The organism is Serratia sp. (in: enterobacteria), assembly GCF_051654945.1.
GTDB lineage: Bacteria > Pseudomonadota > Gammaproteobacteria > Enterobacterales > Enterobacteriaceae > Chania.
Genome location: NZ_JBOFZA010000099.1, coordinates 5,130 through 28,018, shown reverse-complemented (window position 1 = coordinate 28,018; position 22,889 = coordinate 5,130). Strand labels below are relative to the sequence as shown.

The following is a 22,889-nucleotide window of genomic DNA, read 5'->3' as shown; positions in this document are numbered from 1 at the left end:
AAGTGAAATGCAATTTATCTAATTTAAAATTAAAACACCCCGCAGGACCAAGAAACCATCAATTATTCATGGGTACTGACTCATCTTAGCGAATAAGAATTTTTATCAATAACAAGCGCGCACAATAATCATTGCTGCGTATGGCATTTTTATCAAAGCTCGCTTATACCTTACCTCACACATAAGTTAGGAAACTTAATCATAGAATCCCATCAAGGAAGAGCAATTCGTTACCTTTGCATTAATTAGTCGTCTAAATACCAGGTTAAATTTAGCTCGAGGGTACGCCCATCGAGCATTCCAGCGCGCCTACAAAAGCCACACAACCGGCTTTGGTGTGCGATGCAAATTCACTTTGGCGTTCAGAGGCTAACAACATGGCACAAACCAATTTTACCCTTGGGGCTGTTGATATTATTGCTCGTCATGGCGGCGCAAGGATCGCAGACGTAGCAACCGGTAGCAGTTCCGTCAGCCTGACACAAAGCAGCATTGTGCGGATCCATGGCACCCAGGCTTTGGTGAGCAGCTATGAACGTCAAGGTAACGATCTGATCGTGCACATGAAAGACGGCACGACGGTACGGTATCAAAGCTTCTTTGAAGTGGATGCCGACGGCAAACACAGCGAACTGGTGTTTGATGATGGCAATGGCACCATTCAGCACGCGATATTCCCGGCAACCGCCGCTAGTGCCGAACCGGTGTTGATTACACCGCAGTTTGAATCCCTGTCTGACGTTTCGTCGCTGCTGATCACCGATCATGAATTATCTAACGGAGCCATCGCCGCCATTCTGGCAGGCCTGGCATTAGGGGCTGGCGTCGCCATCGCCACCGGGACAGGGAAGAACGATCACCACAACGACGAACCTTCCGTACCGCCAGAGCAACCGACCCTGACCGTCGGGAGGCTGGGCCAGGATAACGTGCTTAACGCCAGCGAAGTTAAACTTGCCCAGTTGCTGAGCGGCCTGACTACCGGCGTTGCCGCAGGCACGACCATCACGCTGACGCTCAACGGCAAAAGCTACACCACCACGGTCGGTGCCGATGGCAAGTGGAGCTTTGATTTCAGTTCGGCTGCCCTGTCTGGCCTGAAAGACGGCAATTATCAACTGACGGTGAAAGTGACCAATCAGGATGGGATCAGCGTTGAAAAAACGATCTCCGTGCTGGTCGATACCACTCCGCCAGTCTTGACCGTCAACAAGCTGACCGGCGATGACCACCTGACCGGTGCCGAGTTAAAGGCAGCGCAGGCGCTGAGCGGTACCGGCGAAGCCGGGCTGACCATTACCATTACCCTGAACGGTAAAACCTATACCACGACGGTAGGTAGCGACGGCAAGTGGAGCCTGCAACTGCCTGCAGCAGACCTGGCGTTGCTGAAAAACGGTAACTACGAGTTAACCGTGACCTCCGTCGATAAAGTCGGCAACCAAACCACGGTCGATCATCAGATTTCGGTTGATACCACCGTCGTCAATCCGACCCTACAGATCTCGATTAACGCACTGACCGGCGATAACGTCCTCAATGCCAACGAAACCAAGAGCGCTCAAACGCTGAGCGGCCACACCCAGAACGTCGAAGCGGGCCAAACCGTTACCCTCACCCTGAACGGTAAAACCTACAGCGCAGTGGTGCAGGCAGACGGAAGCTGGTCGCTGTCCCTGCCGGCTGCCGATCTGGCCGCACTGGCCAATGGCTCGCTCACCCTCAATGCCACCGTCACCGACAAAGCGGGGCAAAGCGCCAATGCGCATGAAACTATCACCGTCGATTTGACCGCCCCAACGCTGACCGTCAACCAACTGGCCGGGGACGACGTACTCAATGCCGCCGAGGCGCAGACGCCACAGACGCTGAGCGGCACCAGCAATCCGGGCCAGGCCATTGTCGTCACCCTGAATGGCAAGACCTACACCACAGTAACAGGCCCGGACGGCAAGTGGAGTCTTGAGTTGCCTGCCGCAGACCTGCAGGCATTGGCCCAAGGGGACAATACCCTTACCGTGACGGCCACCGATGCCGCAGGCAACAGCACTACCGTGACCGAGCATGTGCTGGTGGACACCGTGCCACCGGTGCTGACGCTGGACAAGTTTACCGGCGATGATCTGATCACCGTCGATGAGCAAAAATCGGCGCAAAACATTACCGGTACCGCCTCCGTCAGCGAGGCTGGGCAGGTGGTCAGCGTTTCCTTCAATGGCAAAACCTATACCGGCATCGTAGGTGCCGATGGCAAATGGAGCATCAGCGTGCCAGCCGCGGATATGGCCGCGTTGACCGACGGTAGCTATGAGATAATCGCCACGCTCAGCGATCAGGCGGGCAATACCACCACTACCGCTCCACAGGTTATCACCGTAGACAGCAATGCTTCGGCAATCAATATCGGCATCGTCTCTTCGGACGATAAGCTCAACGCCGTCGAAGCCGGGCTTCCGCTGGCCATCAGCGGTACCACGGCCAACGTCGCTACCGGGGCTACCGTTACCGTCACGCTGAATGGCAAAACCTATACCGCGCTGGTATTGGCCGATGGCAGTTGGACATTGCAGGTGCCTGGTGCCGATCTGCAACTGCTGGCCGAAGGCAACAACAGCATTTCTGCCAGCGTCACCGGCAACGACGGTTCTACCGTGACCACCACGCATAATCTTGAGGTTTATACCCATAATTTGCCTGCGGTCACGTTGGACACACCGTTTGGTGATGGCATCCTGAACGGCGCAGAAGCCGGGCAGCCACAGACATTGACCGGCACCACCGGCATCACCACCCCGGGCCAGACCGTCACCATCACCCTGGGTGGTAAAACCTACACCGGCACCGTGGACGGCAGCGGCCATTGGAGCATCACCATTCCTGCCGCCGATCTGCAAGCGTTACCAGACGGCACGCCAACCTTGACCGTGACGGTCACCGATGCCGCCGGTAACAGCAATACCCTCAACACCACCGTTACCATCGATGAAACTGCACCGACCCTGACCGTGAACGTGGTGGCTGGAGATGATGTGTTAAATGCCGCCGAAGTACAGGTGGCACAGACCGTGTCCGGTACCGCCTCTGTGGCCGATGCGGGCCGCACCGTCACCCTGACCTTGAACGGTAAAACCTACACCGCCGTGGTACAAGCGGACGGCTCCTGGAGCGCCTCCCTGCCAGCCGCCGACCTCGCCGCCCTGGCCGATGGCAGCCATAATCTGGTGGCCACCCTCACCGATGCCGCCGGTAACAACACCAGCGTCACTCACGGCATCAACGTCGACGCCAATGCAGCCAACCTGCCAACACTGAGCATCGGCGTATTCGCCGGTAACGATATTGTCGACGGCGCGGAAGTCAAAACTGCCCAAACCCTGTCCGGTACCACCAGTCATGTGGAGGCAGGCCAGACCGTCACCCTTACGCTGAACGGTAAAACCTACACCGCCACCGTACTGGCTGACGGTTCCTGGAGCACCAGCGTACCGGCCGCCGATCTGGCACTGCTGGCTAACGGCCAGACCACCATTACCGCCACCGTCCGCGACAGCGCCGGGAATCCAGCCAGCGGCAGCCATGAGGTCACCGTCGATACCGACCTGAGCGGGCTGTCCATCGCCGTGATTGCCGGGGACGACAGACTCAGCCTGGCCGAAAGCCAGTCACCACTGACCATCCACGGCAGCAGTGCCAACCTGGCTACGGGTACGACCGTTACCGTGACCCTGAACGGTAAAACCTACACCGGTACCACACTGGCGGACGGCTCCTGGAGCGTCAATGTGCCTGCCGCCGATCTGGCGTTGCTGGCCGATGGCACCCTCTCTGTGACCGTGAACGCCGTCGATCAGGCCGGTAATCCAGTCAACGACAGCCACAACCTGGGCGTGTTTATCCATGCCCTGCCGGACGTGACCCTGAATACGCCGTTTGGTGATGGCATCCTGAACGGCACGGAAGCGGGCCAACCGCAGACCATCACCGGCTCTACCGGCATCACCACGCCGGGGCAGACCGTCACCGTTACCCTGGGCGGTAAAACCTACACCGGCACCGTGGATGGCAGCGGCCATTGGAGCGTTACTATTCCTGCTGCCGACCTGCAAGCGCTGCCAGACGGCACGCCAACCTTGACCGTGACGGTCACCGATGCCGCAGGCAATACCAATACCCTCAACACCACCGTTACCATCGATGAAATTGCACCGACACTGACCGTGAACGTGGTGGCCGGAGATGATGTGTTAAATGCCGCCGAAGTACAGGTGGCACAGACCGTGTCCGGTACCGCCTCTGTGGCCGATGCGGGCCGCACCGTCACCCTGACCTTGAACGGAAAAACCTACACAGCCGTGGTACAAGCGGACGGCTCCTGGAGCGCCTCACTGCCAGCCGCCGACCTCGCCGCCCTGGCCGATGGCAGCCATAATCTGGTGGCTACCCTCACCGATGCCGCCGGTAACAGCACCAGCGTCACCCACGGCATCAACGTGGATGCCGACCCGGCCAACCTGCCGACGCTCAGCATCAGCGTATTCGCTGGCAACGATATTGTCGACGGCGCAGAAGTGAAGACCGCCCAGACGATCTCTGGGAGCACAACCCATGTACCAGCGGGACAGACCGTCACCATTACGCTGAACGGTAAAACCTACACCGCCACCGTACTGGCTGACGGTTCCTGGAACACCAGCGTACCGGCCGCCGATCTGGCACTGCTGGCTAACGGCCAGACCACCATTACCGCCACCGTCAGCGACAGCGCCGGGAATCCAGCCAGCGGCAGCCATGACGTGACCGTCGATACCGACCTGAGCGGGCTGTCCATCGCCGTGATTGCCGGGGACGACAGACTCAGCCTGGCCGAGAGCCAGTTGCCATTGGCCATCAGCGGCAGCAGTGCCAACCTGGCCGCCGGAACCACGGTTACCGTGACCCTGAACGGCAAAACCTATACCGGTACTACCCTGGCGGACGGCTCCTGGAGCGTACTGGTGCCGGCTGCCGATCTGGCGTTGTTGGGCGATGGCACCACCACCGTAACCGTGAGCGCTATCGATCAGGCCGGCAACCCGGTCAGCGGCAGCCATAGCCTGGGCGTGTTTATCCATACTCTGCCGGACGCTACGCTGAACACGCCGTTTGGCGACGGTATTCTGAACGGCACGGAAGCGGGCCAATCGCAAACATTGACTGGATCCACCGGTATCAGCACGCCGGGGCAAACCGTCACCGTCACTCTGGGCGGTAAAACCTACACCGGCACCGTGGATGCCAATGGCAACTGGAGCGTCACGCTGCCAAGTGCTGACCTGAAGGCGCTGCCAGACGGTACGCCAACCTTGACCGTCACGGTCACCGATGCCGCAGGCAATACCAATACCCTGAACACCACCGTCACCGTCGATGAAACTGCACCGACCCTGACCGTGAACGTGGTGGCTGGAGATGATGTGTTAAATGCCGCCGAAGTGTTGGTGGCACAAACCGTCTCGGGCACCGCCTCTGTGGCCGATGCCGGCCGCATTGTGACCCTGACCTTGAATGGCAAGACCTATACCGCCACCGTGCAGGCGGACGGCACCTGGAGTGCCTCACTACCAGCCGCCGACCTCGCCGCCCTGGCCGACGGCAGCCATAGTCTGGTGGCTACCCTCACCGATGCCGCCAGTAACAGCACCAGCGTCACTCACGGCATCAACGTCGACGCCAATGCAGCCAACCTGCCAACCGTCAGCATCGGCGTATTCGCCGGTAACGACATTGTCGACGGTGCGGAAGTAAAAACTGCCCAAACCCTGTCCGGTACCACCAGTCATGTGGAGGCAGGCCAGACCGTCACCCTCACCCTGAACGGTAAAACCTACACCGCCACCGTATTGGCAGACGGCTCCTGGAGCACCAGTGTACCGGCCGCCGATCTGGCGCTGCTGGCCAACGGCCAGACCACCATCAGCGCCACCGTCAGCGACAGCGCCGGTAACCCTGCCAACACCAGCCATGACGTCACCGTCGATACCGACCTCAGTGGGCTATCCATCGCCATCATTGCCGGCGATGACAAACTCAGCCTGGCCGAAAGCCAGTTGCCATTGGCCATCAGCGGCACCAGTCAGAATCTGGCCGTAGGTGCCACGGTTACCGTGACCCTGAACGGTAAAACCTACACCGGCACCACCCTGGCGGATGGCTCCTGGAGCGTCACGGTACCGGCTGCCGATCTGGCGTTGCTGGCCGATGGCAACACCACCGTGACCGTGAGCGCCGTCGATCAGGCCGGTAACCCGGTCAGCGGTAGCCACGCACTGGGCGTGTTTATCCATACTCTGCCGGACGCTACGCTGAACACGCCGTTTGGCGACGGTATTCTGAACGGCACGGAAGCGGGCCAACCGCAGATCATCACCGGCTCTACCGGTATCACCACGCCGGGCCAGACCGTCACCGTTACGCTCGGTGGCAAAACCTATACCGGCACCGTGGATGGCAGCGGCAACTGGAGCGTCACCGTACCTTCAACCGATCTGCAAGCGCTGCCAGACGGTACGCCAGCCTTGACCGTGACGGTTACCGATGCCGCTGGCAATACCAACACCCTGAACACCACCGTCACCGTCGATGCCACTGCGCCAACCCTGACCGTCGGCCTGATTGCCGGGAATGACGTGCTGAATGCTGCCGAAGTGCTGGTGGCACAGACCGTATCGGGCACCGCCTCGCTTGCCGACGCGGGCCGTACCGTCACCCTGACCTTGAACGGCAAAACCTACACCGCCGTGGTGCAACCGAATGGTAGCTGGAGCACCAACCTGCCAGCCGCCGATCTGCAAGCGCTCAGCGACGGCAGCCACAATCTGGTGGCCACCCTCACCGATGCCGCCGGTAACAGCACCAGCGTCACCCACGCCATCAACGTCGATGCCAACCCGGCCAACCTGCCGACCGTCAGCATCGGCGTGTTCGCCGGTAATGACATTGTCGACGGCGCGGAAGTGAAAACGGCTCAAACGCTTTCAGGGACCACTACCCATGTGGAAGCCGGGCAGAACGTCACCATTACGCTGAACGGTAAAACCTACACCGCCACCGTACTGGCTGACGGTTCCTGGAGCACCAGCGTACCGGCCGCCGATCTGGCACTGCTGGCTAACGGCCAGGCTACCATTACCGCTACCGTCAGCGACAGCGCTGGTAATCCGGCCAACGCCAGCCATGAGGTCACCGTCGATACCGATATTAGTGGGCTGTCTATCGCCATCATTGCGGGCGACGACAAACTCAGCCTGGCGGAAAGTCTGCTGCCATTGGCCATCAACGGTACCAGCCAGAACCTGGCCGTGGGTACCACCGTGACTGTCACACTCAACGGTAAAACCTACACTGGCACCACACTGGCGGATGGCTCCTGGAGCGTCAACGTACCGGCGGCCGATCTGGCCCTGCTGGCCGATGGCACGACCACCCTGACCGTGACCGCCGTCGATCAGGCCGGTAACCCGGTCAGCGGTAGCCACGATCTGGGCGTGTTTATTCATACCCTGCCGGACGCCACCCTCAATACGCCGTTTGGCGACGGTATTCTGAACGGCACGGAAGCGGGCCAACCGCAGACCATCACCGGCTCTACCGGTATCACCACGCCGGGCCAGACCGTCACCGTTACGCTCGGTGGCAAAACCTATACCGGCACCGTGGATGGCAGCGGCAACTGGAGCATCACCGTACCTTCAACCGATCTGCAAGCGCTGCCAGACGGCACGCCAGCGCTATCTGTCGTGGTCACCGATGCCGCCGGTAACAGCAGTACGCTGAACACCACCGTTACCGTCGATGTGACCGCGCCAACCCTCACCGTGAACGTGGTTGCCGGGGATGACGTGCTCAACGCCGCCGAGGTACAGGTCGCGCAAAGCGTGTCCGGCACGGCTTCTGTGGCCGACGCGGGCCGCACCGTCATCCTGACCTTGAACGGCAAAACCTACACCGCCGTAGTGCAACCGGATGGTTCATGGAGCACCAGCCTGCCTGCCGCCGATCTGCAAGCGCTCAGTGACGGTAACCATAATCTGGTCGCTACCCTCACCGATGCTGCCGGTAACAGTACCAGCACCACGCATGTCTTGGGGATAGATGCCAACCCGGCCAACCTGCCGACCATCAGCATCGGCGTATTCGCCGGTAACGACATCGTCGACGGTGCAGAAGTGAAAACCGCTCAGACCCTGTCCGGCACCTCAGCTCATGTGGAAGCGGGCCAGACTGTCACCCTCACGCTGAACGGTAAAACCTACACCGCTACCGTATTGGCAGACGGCTCCTGGAGCACCAGCGTACCGGCCGCCGATTTGGCGCTGTTGGCCAACGGCCAGACCACTATTACCGCTACCGTCAGCGACAGCGCCGGCAACCCGGCCAACGCCAGCCATAACGTGACCGTCGATACCAACCTCAGTGGGCTGTCTATCGACGAGATCGCAGGCGATGACAAACTGAACCTGGCCGAAAGCCAGTTGCCACTGACCATCACGGGTGACAGTGCCAACCTGCCACTGGGTGCCATCGTCACCGTGACGCTGAATGGCAAGATTTACATCGGTCTGACCCTGCCAGACGGTTCCTGGAGCGTTCAGGTTCCTGCCGCCGATTTGGCGTTGCTGCCCGATGGTAGTACCACCGTCAGCGTGAGCGCTGTCGATCAGGGCGGGAACCTGGTCAGCAACAGTCACAATCTGGGCGTGTTTATCCATGCTCTACCGGACACCACCCTCAATACGCCGTTTGGCGACGGTATTCTGAACGCGACGGAGGCAGGCCAACCGCAGACCATCAGCGGCTCTACCGGTATCACCACCCCAGGCCAGACCGTGACCGTCACTTTGGGCGGCAAAACCTATACCGGCACCGTGGATGGCAGTGGCAACTGGAGCGTCAGCGTTCCGTCCGCCGATCTGCAAGCGCTGCCAGACGGCACACCAGCGCTATCTGTCGTGGTCACCGATGCTGCCGGTAACAGCAGTACGTTGAATACTACCGTCACCGTCGATGCCACTGCGCCAGCCCTCATCGTGGGGCTGATTGCCGGGGATGATGTATTGAACGCCGCCGAAGTGCTGGTGGCACAAACCGTATCCGGCAGCGCCTCGATTGCCGATGCAGGGCGCACCGTCACCTTGACCCTGAACGGCAAAACCTACACCGCCGTGGTGCAACCGAATGGTAGCTGGAGCACCTCACTGCCAGCCGCCGATCTGCAAGCCCTCAGTGACGGTAGCCATAATCTGGTCGCTACCCTCACCGATGCCGCCGGCAACAGCACCAGCGTCACCCACAGCATCAACGTCGACGCCAACCCGGCCAACCTGCCAACGCTCAGCATTGGCGTGTTCGCTGGCAACGATATTGTCGACGGCGCAGAAGTGAAAACCGCCCAAACGCTCTCAGGGACCTCTGCCCATGTGGAAGCCGGCCAGACCGTTACCCTCACCCTGAACGGTAAAACCTACACCGCCACCGTGCTGGCCGATGGTTCCTGGAGCACCAGCGTACCGGCCGCCGATCTGGCGCTGCTGGCCAACGGCCAAACCACCATTACCGCCACCGTCAGCGACAGCGCTGGGAATCCGGCCAACGCCAGCCATGACGTGACCGTCGACACCAACCTGAGCGGCCTGTCCATCGCCGTGATCGCGGGCGATGACAAGCTCAACCTGGCGGAAAGCCTGCTGCCATTAACCATCAACGGCGGCAGTGCCAACCTGGCCACGGGCACCACCGTGACTGTCACACTCAACGGGAAAACCTATACCGGCACCACGCTGGCGGATGGCTCCTGGAGCATCAACGTACCGGCGGCCGATCTGGCGTTGCTGGCCGATGGCACTGCGAGCCTGACCGTCACCGCCGTCGATCAGGCCGGTAACCCGGTCAGCGGCAGTCACGATCTGGGCGTGTTTATCCATGCCCTGCCGGACGCCACCCTCAACACGCCGTTTGGTGATGGCATCCTGAACGGTACCGAAGCGGGCCAACCGCAAACCATCACCGGCTCTACCGGTATCACCACACCGGGCCAGACCGTCACCGTCACCCTGGGCGGTAAAACCTATACTGGCACCGTGGACGGCAGCGGTAACTGGAACGTCACCGTACCTCCTGCCGATCTGCAAACGTTGCCAGACGGTACGCCAGCCTTGACCGTCACGGTTACCGATACCGCCGGTAACAGCAATACATTGAACACCACCGTCACCGTCGATGTGACCGCGCCAACCCTCACCGTGAGCCTGATTGCCGGGGATGACGTACTGAATGCTGCCGAAGTGCTGGTAGCGCAGAGCGTATCCGGTACCGCCTCGATCGCGGATGCGGGCCGCACCGTGACCATCACCTTGAACGGCAAAACCTACACCGCCGTGGTGCAGCCAAACGGTTCGTGGAACACCAGCGTGCCTGCCGCCGATCTGCAAGCGCTCGGTGACGGCAGCCATAATCTGGTGGCCATCCTCACCGATGCCGCCGGTAACAGCACCAGCGTCACCCACAGCATCAGCGTCGATGCCAACCCGGCCAATCTGCCAACGCTGAGCATCGGCGTGTTTGCCGGTAACGATATTGTTGACGGCGCGGAAGTCAAAACCGCCCAAACGCTCTCAGGGACCAGTACCCATGTGGAAGCCGGGCGGATCGTCACCCTCACCCTGAACGGCAAAACCTACACCGCCACCGTATTAGCCGACGGTTCCTGGAGTACCAGCGTACCGGCCGCCGATCTGGCGCTGCTGGCTAACGGCCAGGCCACCATTAACGCCAGCGTCAGCGATCAGGGGGGCAACCCGGCTAACGCCAGCCATGCGGTGACGGTCGATACCGATATCAGCGGGCTGTCGATCGCCGTGATTGCCGGTGATGACAAACTCAACCTGGCGGAAAGTCTGTTGCCATTGGCTATCAACGGTAGCAGTAGCAACCTGGCCACGGGTACGACAGTGACCGTCACTCTCAACGGGAAAACCTACACCGGCACCACGCTGGCAGACGGTTCCTGGAGCGTTTCTGTACCGGCAGCCGATCTGGCGTTGCTGGCCGATGGCGCCGCCACCCTGACCGTGACCGCCGTCGATCAGGCCGGTAACCCGGTCAGCGGCAGCCACGATCTGGGCGTGTTCATCCATACCCTGCCGGACGCGACCCTCAATACGCCGTTTGGCGACGGTATTCTCAACGCGACTGAGGCAGGCCAACCGCAGACCATCACCGGTTCTACCGGCATCACCACGCCGGGGCAGACCGTGACCGTCACGCTGGGGGCCAAAACCTACACCGGCACCGTGGATGGCAGCGGTAACTGGAACGTCAGCGTTCCGTCTACTGACCTGCAAGCGTTGCCAGACGGCACGCCAGCCCTGTCTGTCGTAGTCTCCGATGCGGCGGGCAACAGCAGTACGCTGAACACTACCGTCACCGTTGATGCCACTGCGCCAACCCTCACCGTCGGTCTGGTAGCTGGAGATGACGTGCTGAACGCCGCCGAAGTCCTGGTGGCACAGAGCGTGTCCGGCACCGCCTCGATCGCGGATGCGGGCCGTACCGTTACCCTGACCTTGAACGGCAAAACCTACACCGCTGTAGTGCAACCGAACGGTTCGTGGAGCACCAGCCTGCCTGCGGCCGATCTGCAAGCACTCAGCGACGGCAGCCATAGTCTGGTGGCCACCCTCACCGACGCGGCGGGCAACAGCACCAGCGTCACTCACAGTCTCAATATCGATGCCAACCCGGCCAATCTGCCAACAGTCAGCATCGGCGCATTCGCTGGCGACGATATCGTCAACGGTGCCGAAGCGCTGGTCATCCAGACCCTGTCCGGTACCACTACTCACGTGGAAGTAGGCCAGATCGTGACCCTGGCCCTGAACGGCAAAACCTACTTCGCCACGGTGCAGGTGGGCGGCGGTTGGAGCGTTAACGTTCCGGCGGCGGATATGGCGTTGTTGGCCAACGGCCAGACCACCATCACCGCCAGCGTCAACGATCGGGCGGGCAACCCGGCTACCGGCAGCCATACCATCACCGTTGATACGGCAGTGGAAAGCATCGCCATTAACGTGATTGCCGGTGACGATAAGCTGAACCTGACCGAAGCCTCACAGCCGCTGACCATCAGCGGGACCACCGTCAATGTGAATGCGGGTCAAACCGTTACCGTGACCCTGAACGGCAAAACCTACACCGGCGTGGTGCTCGCCAACGGCAGTTGGAGCGTATCGGTTAACAGCACCGATCTGCTGGCACTGCAAGACGGCCTGACCACGATCACCGCCAGCACCTCCAACCCGGGCGTGGATCCGGTCAGCAACAGCCATACGCTGGATGTGCTCACCCACACCTTACCGGCTCCAACCATCAATCTGCCGTTTGGCGATGGGTTCCTGAACCAGGCTGAGGCCACCACTGCACAAGTATTGAGTGGCAGCACCGGTATCCCTGGTGCAGGACAAAGCGTGATCGTCAGTCTGGGAGGGAAAACCTATAGCGCCACCGTGGATGGCAACGGTAACTGGAGCGTGTCCATCCCGTCGGCCGATCTGCAAAACCTGCCTGCGGGTAGCAATACCATCAGCGTGGCCGCTACGGACTCCGCCGGTAACAGCGTGTCGGGCAGCGTGACGGCACAGGTTGATCTGGTGCCACCAACCCTGGCGGTCAAACCGTTCGCCGGAGATGACAAAGTTAACGCGCTGGAAAGCCTCAGCGACCAGGTAGTTTCCGGCACCGCCTCAATTGCCGACGCCGGGCGTACCGTCACGGTGACCCTCAACGGTAAATCCTATACCGGGGTAGTCGCCAACGACGGCACCTGGAGTGCCACCATCCCAAGCGCCGATCTGCAAGCGATTGGCGATGGCAGCTATCCATTAACCACCACGCTGAGCGATGCGGCGGGCAACTCCACCACCGTCACCCATACCGTGACGGTTGATGCCAATCCGCTGGATCTGCCAACCCTGAGCATCGGGGTGTTTGCCGGTAACGATATTATCGACGGCGCAGAGGTGAAAACCAGCCAGACGCTGGGCGGCACCACCACCCACGTGGAAGCGGGCCAGTTGGTGACCATCACGCTGAATGGCAAAACGTATACTGCTACCGTGCAGGCAGATGGGACCTGGAGTACCAGCGTACCTGCCGCCGATCTGGGCCAACTGGCTCAGGGCAACAGCACCATCAGCGTCAGCGTTAGCGATACCTCTGGCAACCCGGCCACGGCGACGCACAACGTGGTGGTCAACACGGCGCTGAGCGGTATCGCCATCGACGTGATTGCCGGTGACGATAAGCTGAATCTGGCTGAAAGCCTGCTGCCATTAACCATCAACGGCAGCAGCCTCAACCTGGCCACTGGCGCAACCGTGACCGTGACGCTGAACGGCAAAACCTACACCGGCATTACGCTGGCGGACGGTTCATGGAGCGTGCTGGTACCGCCGGCCGATCTGGCTCTGCTGGCAGACGGCAGTATCAACCTGAGCGTATCCGCTGTCGATCAGGCCGGTAATCCGGTCAGCAGCAGCCATAGCTTGGGCGTGTTTATCCATAACCTGCCGGATGCCACCCTCAATACGCCGTTTGGCGATGGCATCCTGAACGGCACGGAAGCGGGCCAGCCGCAAACCATCACCGGTTCAACCGGCACCACCACGCCGGGGCAAACCGTCACCGTCACCCTTGGGGATAAAACCTACACCGGTACGGTGGATGGCAGCGGCAACTGGAGCGTGACCGTACCGGTTGGCGATCTGCAAGCGCTGCCGGACGGCACGCCACCGCTCAACGTGGTCGTTACCGATCCTGCGGGCAACAGCAATACGCTGAACGGCACCGTGGTGGTTGATAAGATCGCCCCGACCCTCACCATCGGCGTTATTGCCGGGGATGATGTGCTTAACAGCGCGGAAGTGCTGCTCAACCAGACCGTATCGGGCACCGCTTCCACCGTGGATGCCGGTCGTACCGTGACGCTGACGTTGAACGGCAAAACCTATACCGCGATCGTTCAACCGGATGGTTCGTGGAGCACGTCGCTGCCAACCGCCGATCTTACCGCGCTGGCAGATGGCAGCTATAACCTGGTGGCCACCCTGACCGACAGCGCCGGTAACAGCAGCAGCGTCACCCACGCTATCGGAGTTGATGCCAGTGCGTTGAACGCGCCGGTGCTGACCATCGGCACCTTTGCGGGCAACAACATTATTGACGGTGCCGAGGTGCAGGCAACGCAAACCCTGAGCGGCAGCAGCCTGCGGGTTGAAGCCGGACAGATTGTTACCCTGACCCTCAATGGCAAAACCTATACCGCCACCGTGCAGGCGGACGGCTCCTGGAGCACCAACGTTCCGGCCGCCGATCTGGCCCTGCTGACCAACGGCAGCCTGACAATCACCGCCGAAGTGACCGATAAAGCCGGTAACCCGGCCAGCAGCACCCATGATGTCACGGTCGATCTCACCCAGAGTGCGTTGGCGATCTCCCCAATCACTGGCGATAACCAGCTGAACGCCATTGAAGCCGCCGCAGGGATCAGCATCAGCGGGAGTTCCACCAACGTGGCCGCCGGGGCCAGCGTCACCATCGCGCTGAACGGCAAGTTCTACACTGCCGTGGTGCAAGCCGATGGCAGTTGGACCACCACGGTGCCATCCGCCGATCTGACCATCCTGGGCGATGGCAAACTGACCGTCACCGTCAGCGCCACCGACGAAGCGGGCAATCTGGTCACCGGCTCGCAGCAGTTGGGCGTGCTGATCAACAGCCTGCCGGTTGCCACCCTGAACACGCCGTTCGGCGATGGCTATCTGAACAAGGCGGAGTCCACCAGCGATCAAACGCTGAGCGGCACCACCGGGATCACCGGCAGTGGTCAAACCGTCAGCGTGGTGCTGGGAGGAAAAACCTATACCGGCATCGTGGATAACAACGGCAACTGGAGCGTGAGCGTGCCAAGCGCCGATCTGGCCGCGTTGCCGGACGGCCCAGCCACTATTGGGGTTACCGTCGGCGACATCGCTGGCAATACTTCCAGCATCAACTCCAGTGCTACGGTGGATCTGACGGTGCCGGTGTTGACCATCAACACCGTCAGCGGTGATGACATCATCAACATTGCGGAAAGCCAGCAATCGTTGACCATCACCGGCACCGCCCCACTCAACGACAGCGGCCAACCGGTGGTGGTGAAGGTCACCATCAACGGCTTGACCTATAACGGACTGGTGCTGGCGGATGGCAGTTGGAGCGTCACCATTCCGGCTGGCGATCTGGCCAACCTGCCGAACGGTGGCACCACCATCACCGCCACCTTGACCGATGCCGCAGGCAACACCGGCAGCGTCAGCCACGGCATCACCCTGGATACCGATCCGGCCCAGGCTCCACTGTTGACCATCAACACCCTGTCCGGCGATGACTATCTCAGCCTGGCGGAATCCAACCTGCCGCTGACCATCAGCGGGGGTAGCCAACGCGTTGAACAAGGGCAACAGGTTACCGTTACGCTGAATGGCAAAACCTACACCGCCATCGTCGGCGCGGACGGCAGTTGGAGCCTGCAAGTTCCGGCAGGGGATGTAGCGGCTCTGCCAGACGGCAAAGACACCATCACCGCCACGGTTAGCGATACTTCGGGCAACCAGGCCAACGCCAACCACAACCTCACCGTGATCACCGATGCGGGCAATCTGCCGCAGCTGTCGGTCAACGTGATCGCCGGTGATGACATCATCAACGCCAACGAGGCGAAATCTGCCATCGTCATCAGCGGTGGGTCCAGCCATGTGCAGCCTGGCCAGGTGGTCAGCGTACTGCTTAACGGTAAAACCTACACCGCGGTGGTGGGTGCAGACGGTAGCTGGAGCGCCACGGTGCCAAGCGCCGACGTGCAGGCATTGCCACAAGGCCCGCAGACCGTCACCGCTTCGGTCACCGATATCGCCGACAACCCGGCCAGTGCGACGCATAACGTCAGCGTTGATACCGTGCCACCGTTGCTGGAGATCGATCTGTTTGCCGGCAATAACATCCTGAATCTGGCGGAAGCGCTGCTGGGGCAGGTGTTGAGCGGGCATACCGATCCGGGCCTGACCGTGACCGTCACGCTGGGAGCTAATGTTTACACCGCCCTGGCGGATCCGATCACCGGTGCGTGGGGTGTCAATATCCCAAGCAATATCCTGCAAGGGCTGTTGGACGGCAGCGTGACCATCGGCGTGAGCGTCACCGATGCCGCCGGTAATGGCGTTTCAGACTCGATTACGGTGGCGGTCAACACCCATACGCTGCCATCACTGACGTTGAACCCGCTGTTTGGCGATAACATTCTCAACATTCTCGAGCTGGGGGTAGCAACGCCAATCGGCGGTGCCGCGCTCAACCTGCTGGTTAACACCCCAGTGCTAGTCAAGATTGGCAGCTATGTAGTAAACGGCATCGTCAATGGCGATGGCACCTGGAGCGCACTGATCCCAGCCAATGCCCTGGCCTTGCTGGCCGATGGCACCGTGCAGGTGGTGGTCTCTGCGGTAGATGCCGCAGGTAACCCTGCCAGCGCGGGGGGGTCACTGGAGATCCTATCGCATATCCTGCCGAACCCGACCATTAACCTGCCATTTGGCGACGGTGCCCTGAATCTGGTGGAAGCCGGTGTCAATCAGTTGTTGACCGGCACCACCGGCATTATCGGCAACGGTCAGACGGTGGTGGTCAGCCTCAACGGTAAAGACTACAACGCCACGGTCGGTAACAACGGCCAGTGGAGCGTCACTCTGCCAACCACCGATCTGCTGGGGCTGCTGGATGGTCCACACACCATCAGCGTGATTGCCACCGATAAGGGCGGCAACAGCCAAGGTGCGACGCTGGACTTCAACAGTACCCTTACCGGGCTGCCGGTGGCCGGATTGGATACGCCGTTTATTGATGGCATCGTCAACCATGCCGAAGCCCTGCTGGGCGGTGCCCTCACCGGCACTACCGGCCTTGCCAGCAATCTGGGTCAGAAAGTGACGGTGAACGTCAACGGTCTGAACCTGAATGCCACGGTGAATGCCGACGGCAGTTGGACGCTGCCGCTCGATAGCGCCACCCTGCTTGGCCTGCCAGACGGCAACTGGCCAATCACGGTGACGGCCACCGACGCGGTGGGTAACACCAATAGCGCCAACGGCTCGCTGGAGATCCTGGTTAACAAGCTGCCGTTGCCAACCCTCGATCTGCCGTTTGGCGATGGCCTGCTGAATATTGCCGAAGCGGCGCTGGCACAAACCCTGACCGGCAAAACCGGTCTGGTCGGTAGCGGCCAAATCGTCACTGTGACGGTGGATGCCGGTCTGCCAAGCCAGCAGATCTTCACGGCCTTGGCCGATGGTCTGGGAGGCTGGTCACTGCCTCTCAACACCACTCAGCTTGGCGTGTTCACCAACGGTACGCATACCATTGAGGTGACCGTCGAGGATCGCGGCGGCAATACGGCCACCACAGCGCCGCTGGATGTTAACGCCCTGTTGACGCTGCCGAGTCCTACCATCGTTCCTCCGTTTGGCGTTGACGGCGTGCTGAGCATCAGCGAAGCCGCCGGTGCCCTGACGATCACCGGCACCACTGGGGTCAATGGCGCCGGTCAGGCGGTGAAAGTGGTGATCGATGTCAATGGTGTGAGTTACAACGCACTGGTTGATACCAACGGCAACTGGACGTTACCGCTGCCAGCGGCCACCCTCAGCACGTTGCTGGATGGGCCTCATTCGCTGACCGTGACCGCGACCGATGCTGCGGGCAATACCAATAGCACCGCGCTGAACTTCACCAGCGATCTCACCGCACCGGTGCCAACCATCAACACACCGTTTGGCGATGGGTTCCTCAACCTGGCCGAAGCCAACCTGGGGCAAGTCCTCAGCGGCAGCGCAGGTGACGCCACCTCGGTCAGCGTGAAGATTGGGACGCAAACCTTTACCGCCCAGGTCAGCGGCGGCAACTGGAGCCTGGCGCTGACTACACCGCAGTTGAAAGCGCTGGCTGAAGGGGATAACAGCATCACCGTGACTGCCACGGATGCCGCAGGCAACCAGGGTACGGCCGGTTCTTCGGTCCATATCTCGGTTACCACCCTGCCTACCGTTACCATCGCCAACTTCACGACGGATAACATTATCAACTATGCCGAAAGTCAGTCGGTGCAGCTGATTACCGGGACCTCCACTAACGTCGCGGTTGGGCAGCAGATCACCGTCACGCTCAATAGCAAAACCTATACTGGAGTAGTGCTGGCAAACGGCAGTTGGAGCGTGTCGGTGCCGCCTGCCGATCTGAAAGCCCTGAGCGGTACGCCGAGCATCACGGCTCAGGTCAGCGATCAGGCTGGCAATCTCGCCGTCGACAACCACAACTTTACCGTTAACCTGACGCCTCCGGGCCAGATCATCACTATCGATCCGATCACCGGCGATAACATCGTTAACGCCAGTGAAGTCGGGCTGATCATCAACCTGACCGGTAAAGTGGTTGGCGGGATCGGGCTGGGACAGGTAGTGACCATTATCGTGGGCGGCTTACCGCTCGGGATCCCGGTCACCACCCTGGCGGACGGTACCTTCAGCACCGTGGTCACCTTCCCGGTTGATGGCAACATTGTGGTCAGCGCCAGCACCACGCTGCTGTCACCGCTGCCGACGGTGTTTACCGCCAGCGAAACCGTGTTGGTCGACCGCATTCCACCGACGCTCACCATCAATACCTTCGCGGGTAACGACGTGTTGAACGCCAGTGAAAGCACCGTCGCCCAGGCGATTTCTGGTACCGCCTCGGTGTCTGAAGCGGGCCGCATCGTCACCATCACGCTGAACGGCAAAACCTACAGTGCACAGGTCAGTGCCACCGGTACCTGGTCGGTCAACGTACCGCCAGCCGATCTGGTCAACCTGCCGCAGGGCAGCAACACCATCAATGCCACGCTGTCCGACGCGGCAGGCAACATCACGCCTGCCACACACGTCATCACGACCGATACCACACTGCCACTGCTGAAGGTTGACCTGCTGACCGGGGACAATATCCTGACGCTGGCAGAAGCGCTGCTCGGCCAGACACTGACCGGTACCGGCGGCATTGGCGAAACCGTCACCGTGACGCTGGGGCCGTTGACCGCCAGCGTAGTGGTTGGCCCGGATGGTAAATGGAGCATTCCACTGCCGACGCTTGACCTGCAAAGCCTGACCGATGGGCCGCAGATTATCGGCGTCACCCTAACCGACACGGCTGGCAACAGCAGCCACACCGACGTCACGCTGAACGTGGCGTTGAACAAGACGCTCGGTGCGGGGGTTAATGCCCTGTTTGGCGGCGATGGCGTGCTGAATCTGGCCGAATCGCTGCTCACTCAGGTGATCAGCGGTAACGCCACCGGTGATTACAACGGTGCGGTCGTCCACGTCACCGTCGCAGGCATCACGCTGGATGCGGTGGTGGGCGGTAACGGCCAGTGGAGCGTGTCACTGCTGCCTAGCCAGCTCAACCTGCTGGGTGATGGTCTGGCACAGGTCAACGTGCAGATCGTCGACTCCCACGGCAACGTGGTCAACGATCTGATCGATATCGACGTACTGACCCACAACCTGCCGGTGATCGGCCCGGTCGTCGCCTTTGGCGATGGCCTGCTGAATGCGGTAGAAGCCGGTGTGTCACAGACGGTCAGCGGGGTGATTAACGGCCTCGGTATCGGCGGCGGTAGCCTTAGCGTCAGCCTGGGCACTAAAACCTATACCGTCAGTGTCGGTACGGACGGTGTCTGGAGCCTGTCGATCCCACCACTGGATCTGGCAGCGCTGAGTGACGGTAATCTGGCGCTGGGCGTCTCGGTGACCGACTCGGCCGGTAACGTGGTGAGCAAAAACATCGATATCACCGCGATCATCCACAATCTGCCACACATCGTGCTGGATCCGATCTTTGGCGACGGCCTCCTCAATGTGGCAGACCTGTTGCTGAATCAGACCATCAGCGGCACCGTCACCAACCTGGCGAAGGGTGCCACCATTAGTCTGGATATCGCCGGCTCGCAAACGCTGACCGCCATCGTGGGCGACGGCGGCAAATGGAGCGCTACCGTTACGCCGGATATCCTCGGCATCCTGCAAGGGCTGGGCAACGGCAACTTTACCGTTACCGCAACGGCCACCGATGGAGTGGGTAACACCACCAGCGCCACCGCCGGGCTGCAACTGGATGTGAAACTGCCGGTGATCACGCTCGATCCGCTGTTTGGCGGTGATGGCTTCCTCAACGCGGCGGAAGCGTTGGTGGCCCAGACCGTCAGCGGTACCGTGGCCTTTGCCAGCGCCGGTGCGCAGGTGCGGGTTTCTCTCGGAGGTAAAGACTTCCTGACCACCGTCGGTGCCGACGGCAAGTTCAGCCTGGTGCTGCAACCTGCCGACCTGCACACCCTGCTGGATGGCAATATCAACGTGGGCGTTTCGGTGCTGGATGGCTCTGGCAACACTGGCGTGCTGAATACGGCGATCGATGTGATCGTCAACAAGCTGCCAACGCTGGCGCTGAACCCGCTGTTTGGCGGCGACGGCTTCCTCAATGCGGCCGAAGCGCTGCTGACTCAGACCATCAGCGGTACCACCACCAATGCGGCGGCCGGTTCTCAGGTCGTGATCAAGGTCGGCACGCTGCAACTGAACGCCGTCGTCGGTGCTGACGGTGGCTGGAGCGCCACCATCAATCCGCTGCAACTGGCGGACCTGGCGGCAGGGAATCTGACCGTCAGCGCAACGGTGACCGATCCGGCGGGCAACACCAGCGGTGCCAGCGTGGGCCTCAACGTGGCGACCATTTTGCCAACGCTGACGCTCAACCCGCTGTTTGGCAACGGCACGCTGGATCTCAGCGATCTGCTGTCACCGCAGATCCTGAGCGGTAACGCCGGTAACGTCGCGGCAGGCACCACCATCACCCTGACGCTGGGCAGCCACACCTACACCACCAGCGTCGATGCTACCGGTAAATGGCAGTTGCCGATCCCAACGCTGGATCTGCAAGGGCTGCTGGATGGCGTGACCAACGTGACCACCAGCATCACCGATGCGGCGGGTAACACCGTAAGCAAGGTTAGCCCACTCAACGTGCTGATCAACGCCCTGCCATCCCTGACGCTGGATCCGCTGTTTGGCGGCGACGGCCTGCTGAATGCCCTGGAAGCGACCACCAACCAGATCATCAGCGGTCATGCCACCAACGCGCCGGGATCAACCATTCAGGTTCACCTTGGCAGCAATACCTTCACCACCCAGGTGAAAGCGGATGGCAGTTGGTCACTCAGCCTGACGCCGCTCAACCTGTCCAGCCTGCTGGATGGCAATCTGTCGCTAGGCGTGTCGGTCACCAACTCAGCGGGCAAGACCGGCAGCATCAACGCCGACCTGGGCGTGGGTATCCATAACCTGCCGACCGTCAGCCTGGGCAGCCTGTTTGGCGATGGTTTCCTCAACCTGAGCGAAGCCAACCTGAACCAGTTGATCGGCGGCACCACCACCAACGCCATCGGCGGTAGCGTCAGCGTCAATGTGGGGGGATTGATATTGACCGCTGCCGTAGGCAATGACGGGAAATGGAGCGTCAGCGTTCCTACCCTGAAGCTGGCCAGCCTGGCAGATGGCCCACTGTCGGTCGGCGTGACCGTCACCGATCACTACGGCAACACCAGCTCGGCCAACGCCAACGCCACGGTGAAAATCCACGCGCTGCCGCTGTTGGGCATTGATGCCCTCGGCACCCTGGGCAGTGCGCTGAGCATTCTGACTAACGGCCTGTCCGTCAGCGGCACCAGCCTAAACGTGCAGCAAGGCGCGAAGGTTAGCGTGACCTTGCTGGGCAGTACGCTGTTGGGCACCGTGGATGCCACCGGACATTGGACGGTGAAATTCGATACCACCAACGCCCTGAAGAACCTGAACCTGCTTAACCTGTTGCCAACCCTGTTGGGCACGGTGGTGGCAGCTTCGGTGACTGACTTGGCGGGTAACGGGGTCACCGTCTCTGCGGGGCTGACTTCCGGTATTGAGCTGCCACTGCTGATGACATCTAACGCCGCGGTCGAAACGCTGTCGCTGGATACTTCGGGTTCCGAAAACACCAGCACCGAGAGCACGACCGATCACACCGCAGTACAGCATGCTCAGGTGGCAAGCGTGCAGCATGCGACAACCGAAACCAGCACGCCAACCAGCGAGGCCAGCAGCACTCAAACCACTACCGATACCAGTGAGCCGGTCGCCAGCACGCTGGTGGTGAACCCAACCCTGCCAGTGGATACGGCAAGCGAAACCAAGGTTGAAGACACCACCTTCAGCATTGGCGGCGTGACCATCAATCTGGCGGATGGGACTACCGCCAGCGGCGACACCATCCATGGCAGCAGCGGTAACGATGTGATCCACGTCAACGCCCTCGACTTCCTGTCGATCGACGGCGGCGCGGGCATCGATACCCTGGAGCTGGATGGCAAGAACCTCAACCTGGATCTGACGGCGTTGGGCCTGAAAGTGCAACACATCGATATCTTCGATTTGGGCACCAGCGGCACCAACAGCATCACCCTGGATCTGCACGAAGCGCTGAACGTCAAGGACGCCGCCAGCGACAACCTGCTGATCAAGGGCAGCATCGGTGACCAGGTCAATCTGACCCAGGGCGAAGGCGGTACCTGGAGTTCGGTGGGCCAGCGGACGGTCGATGGTCAAGTGTTCGACGTGTACCACAACTCCGCTCTCGAAAGCGGCAACACCCTGGGAGATGTTCTGGTGCAGCAAGGCCTGCACGTCAATCTGGTGTAG

The 22,889-nt window shown here is 60.9% G+C and carries 1 protein-coding gene; it reads left to right on the top strand.

Annotated elements, in window-relative coordinates; all coding sequences use genetic code 11:
* The first annotated feature begins 377 nt into the window (after window positions 1–377).
* Window positions 378–22,889 (top strand): Ig-like domain-containing protein, encoded by a 22,512-nt coding sequence (locus ACRDCA_RS24375; protein ID WP_438691857.1) that lies wholly within the window; start codon window positions 378–380, stop codon window positions 22,887–22,889.

Bases quoted from the DNA above. Each gene is read 5' to 3' on its own strand.
- ACRDCA_RS24375 (WP_438691857.1), top strand. From the start codon at position 378: ATGGCACAAACCAATTTTACCCTTGGGGCTGTTGATATTATTGCTCGT.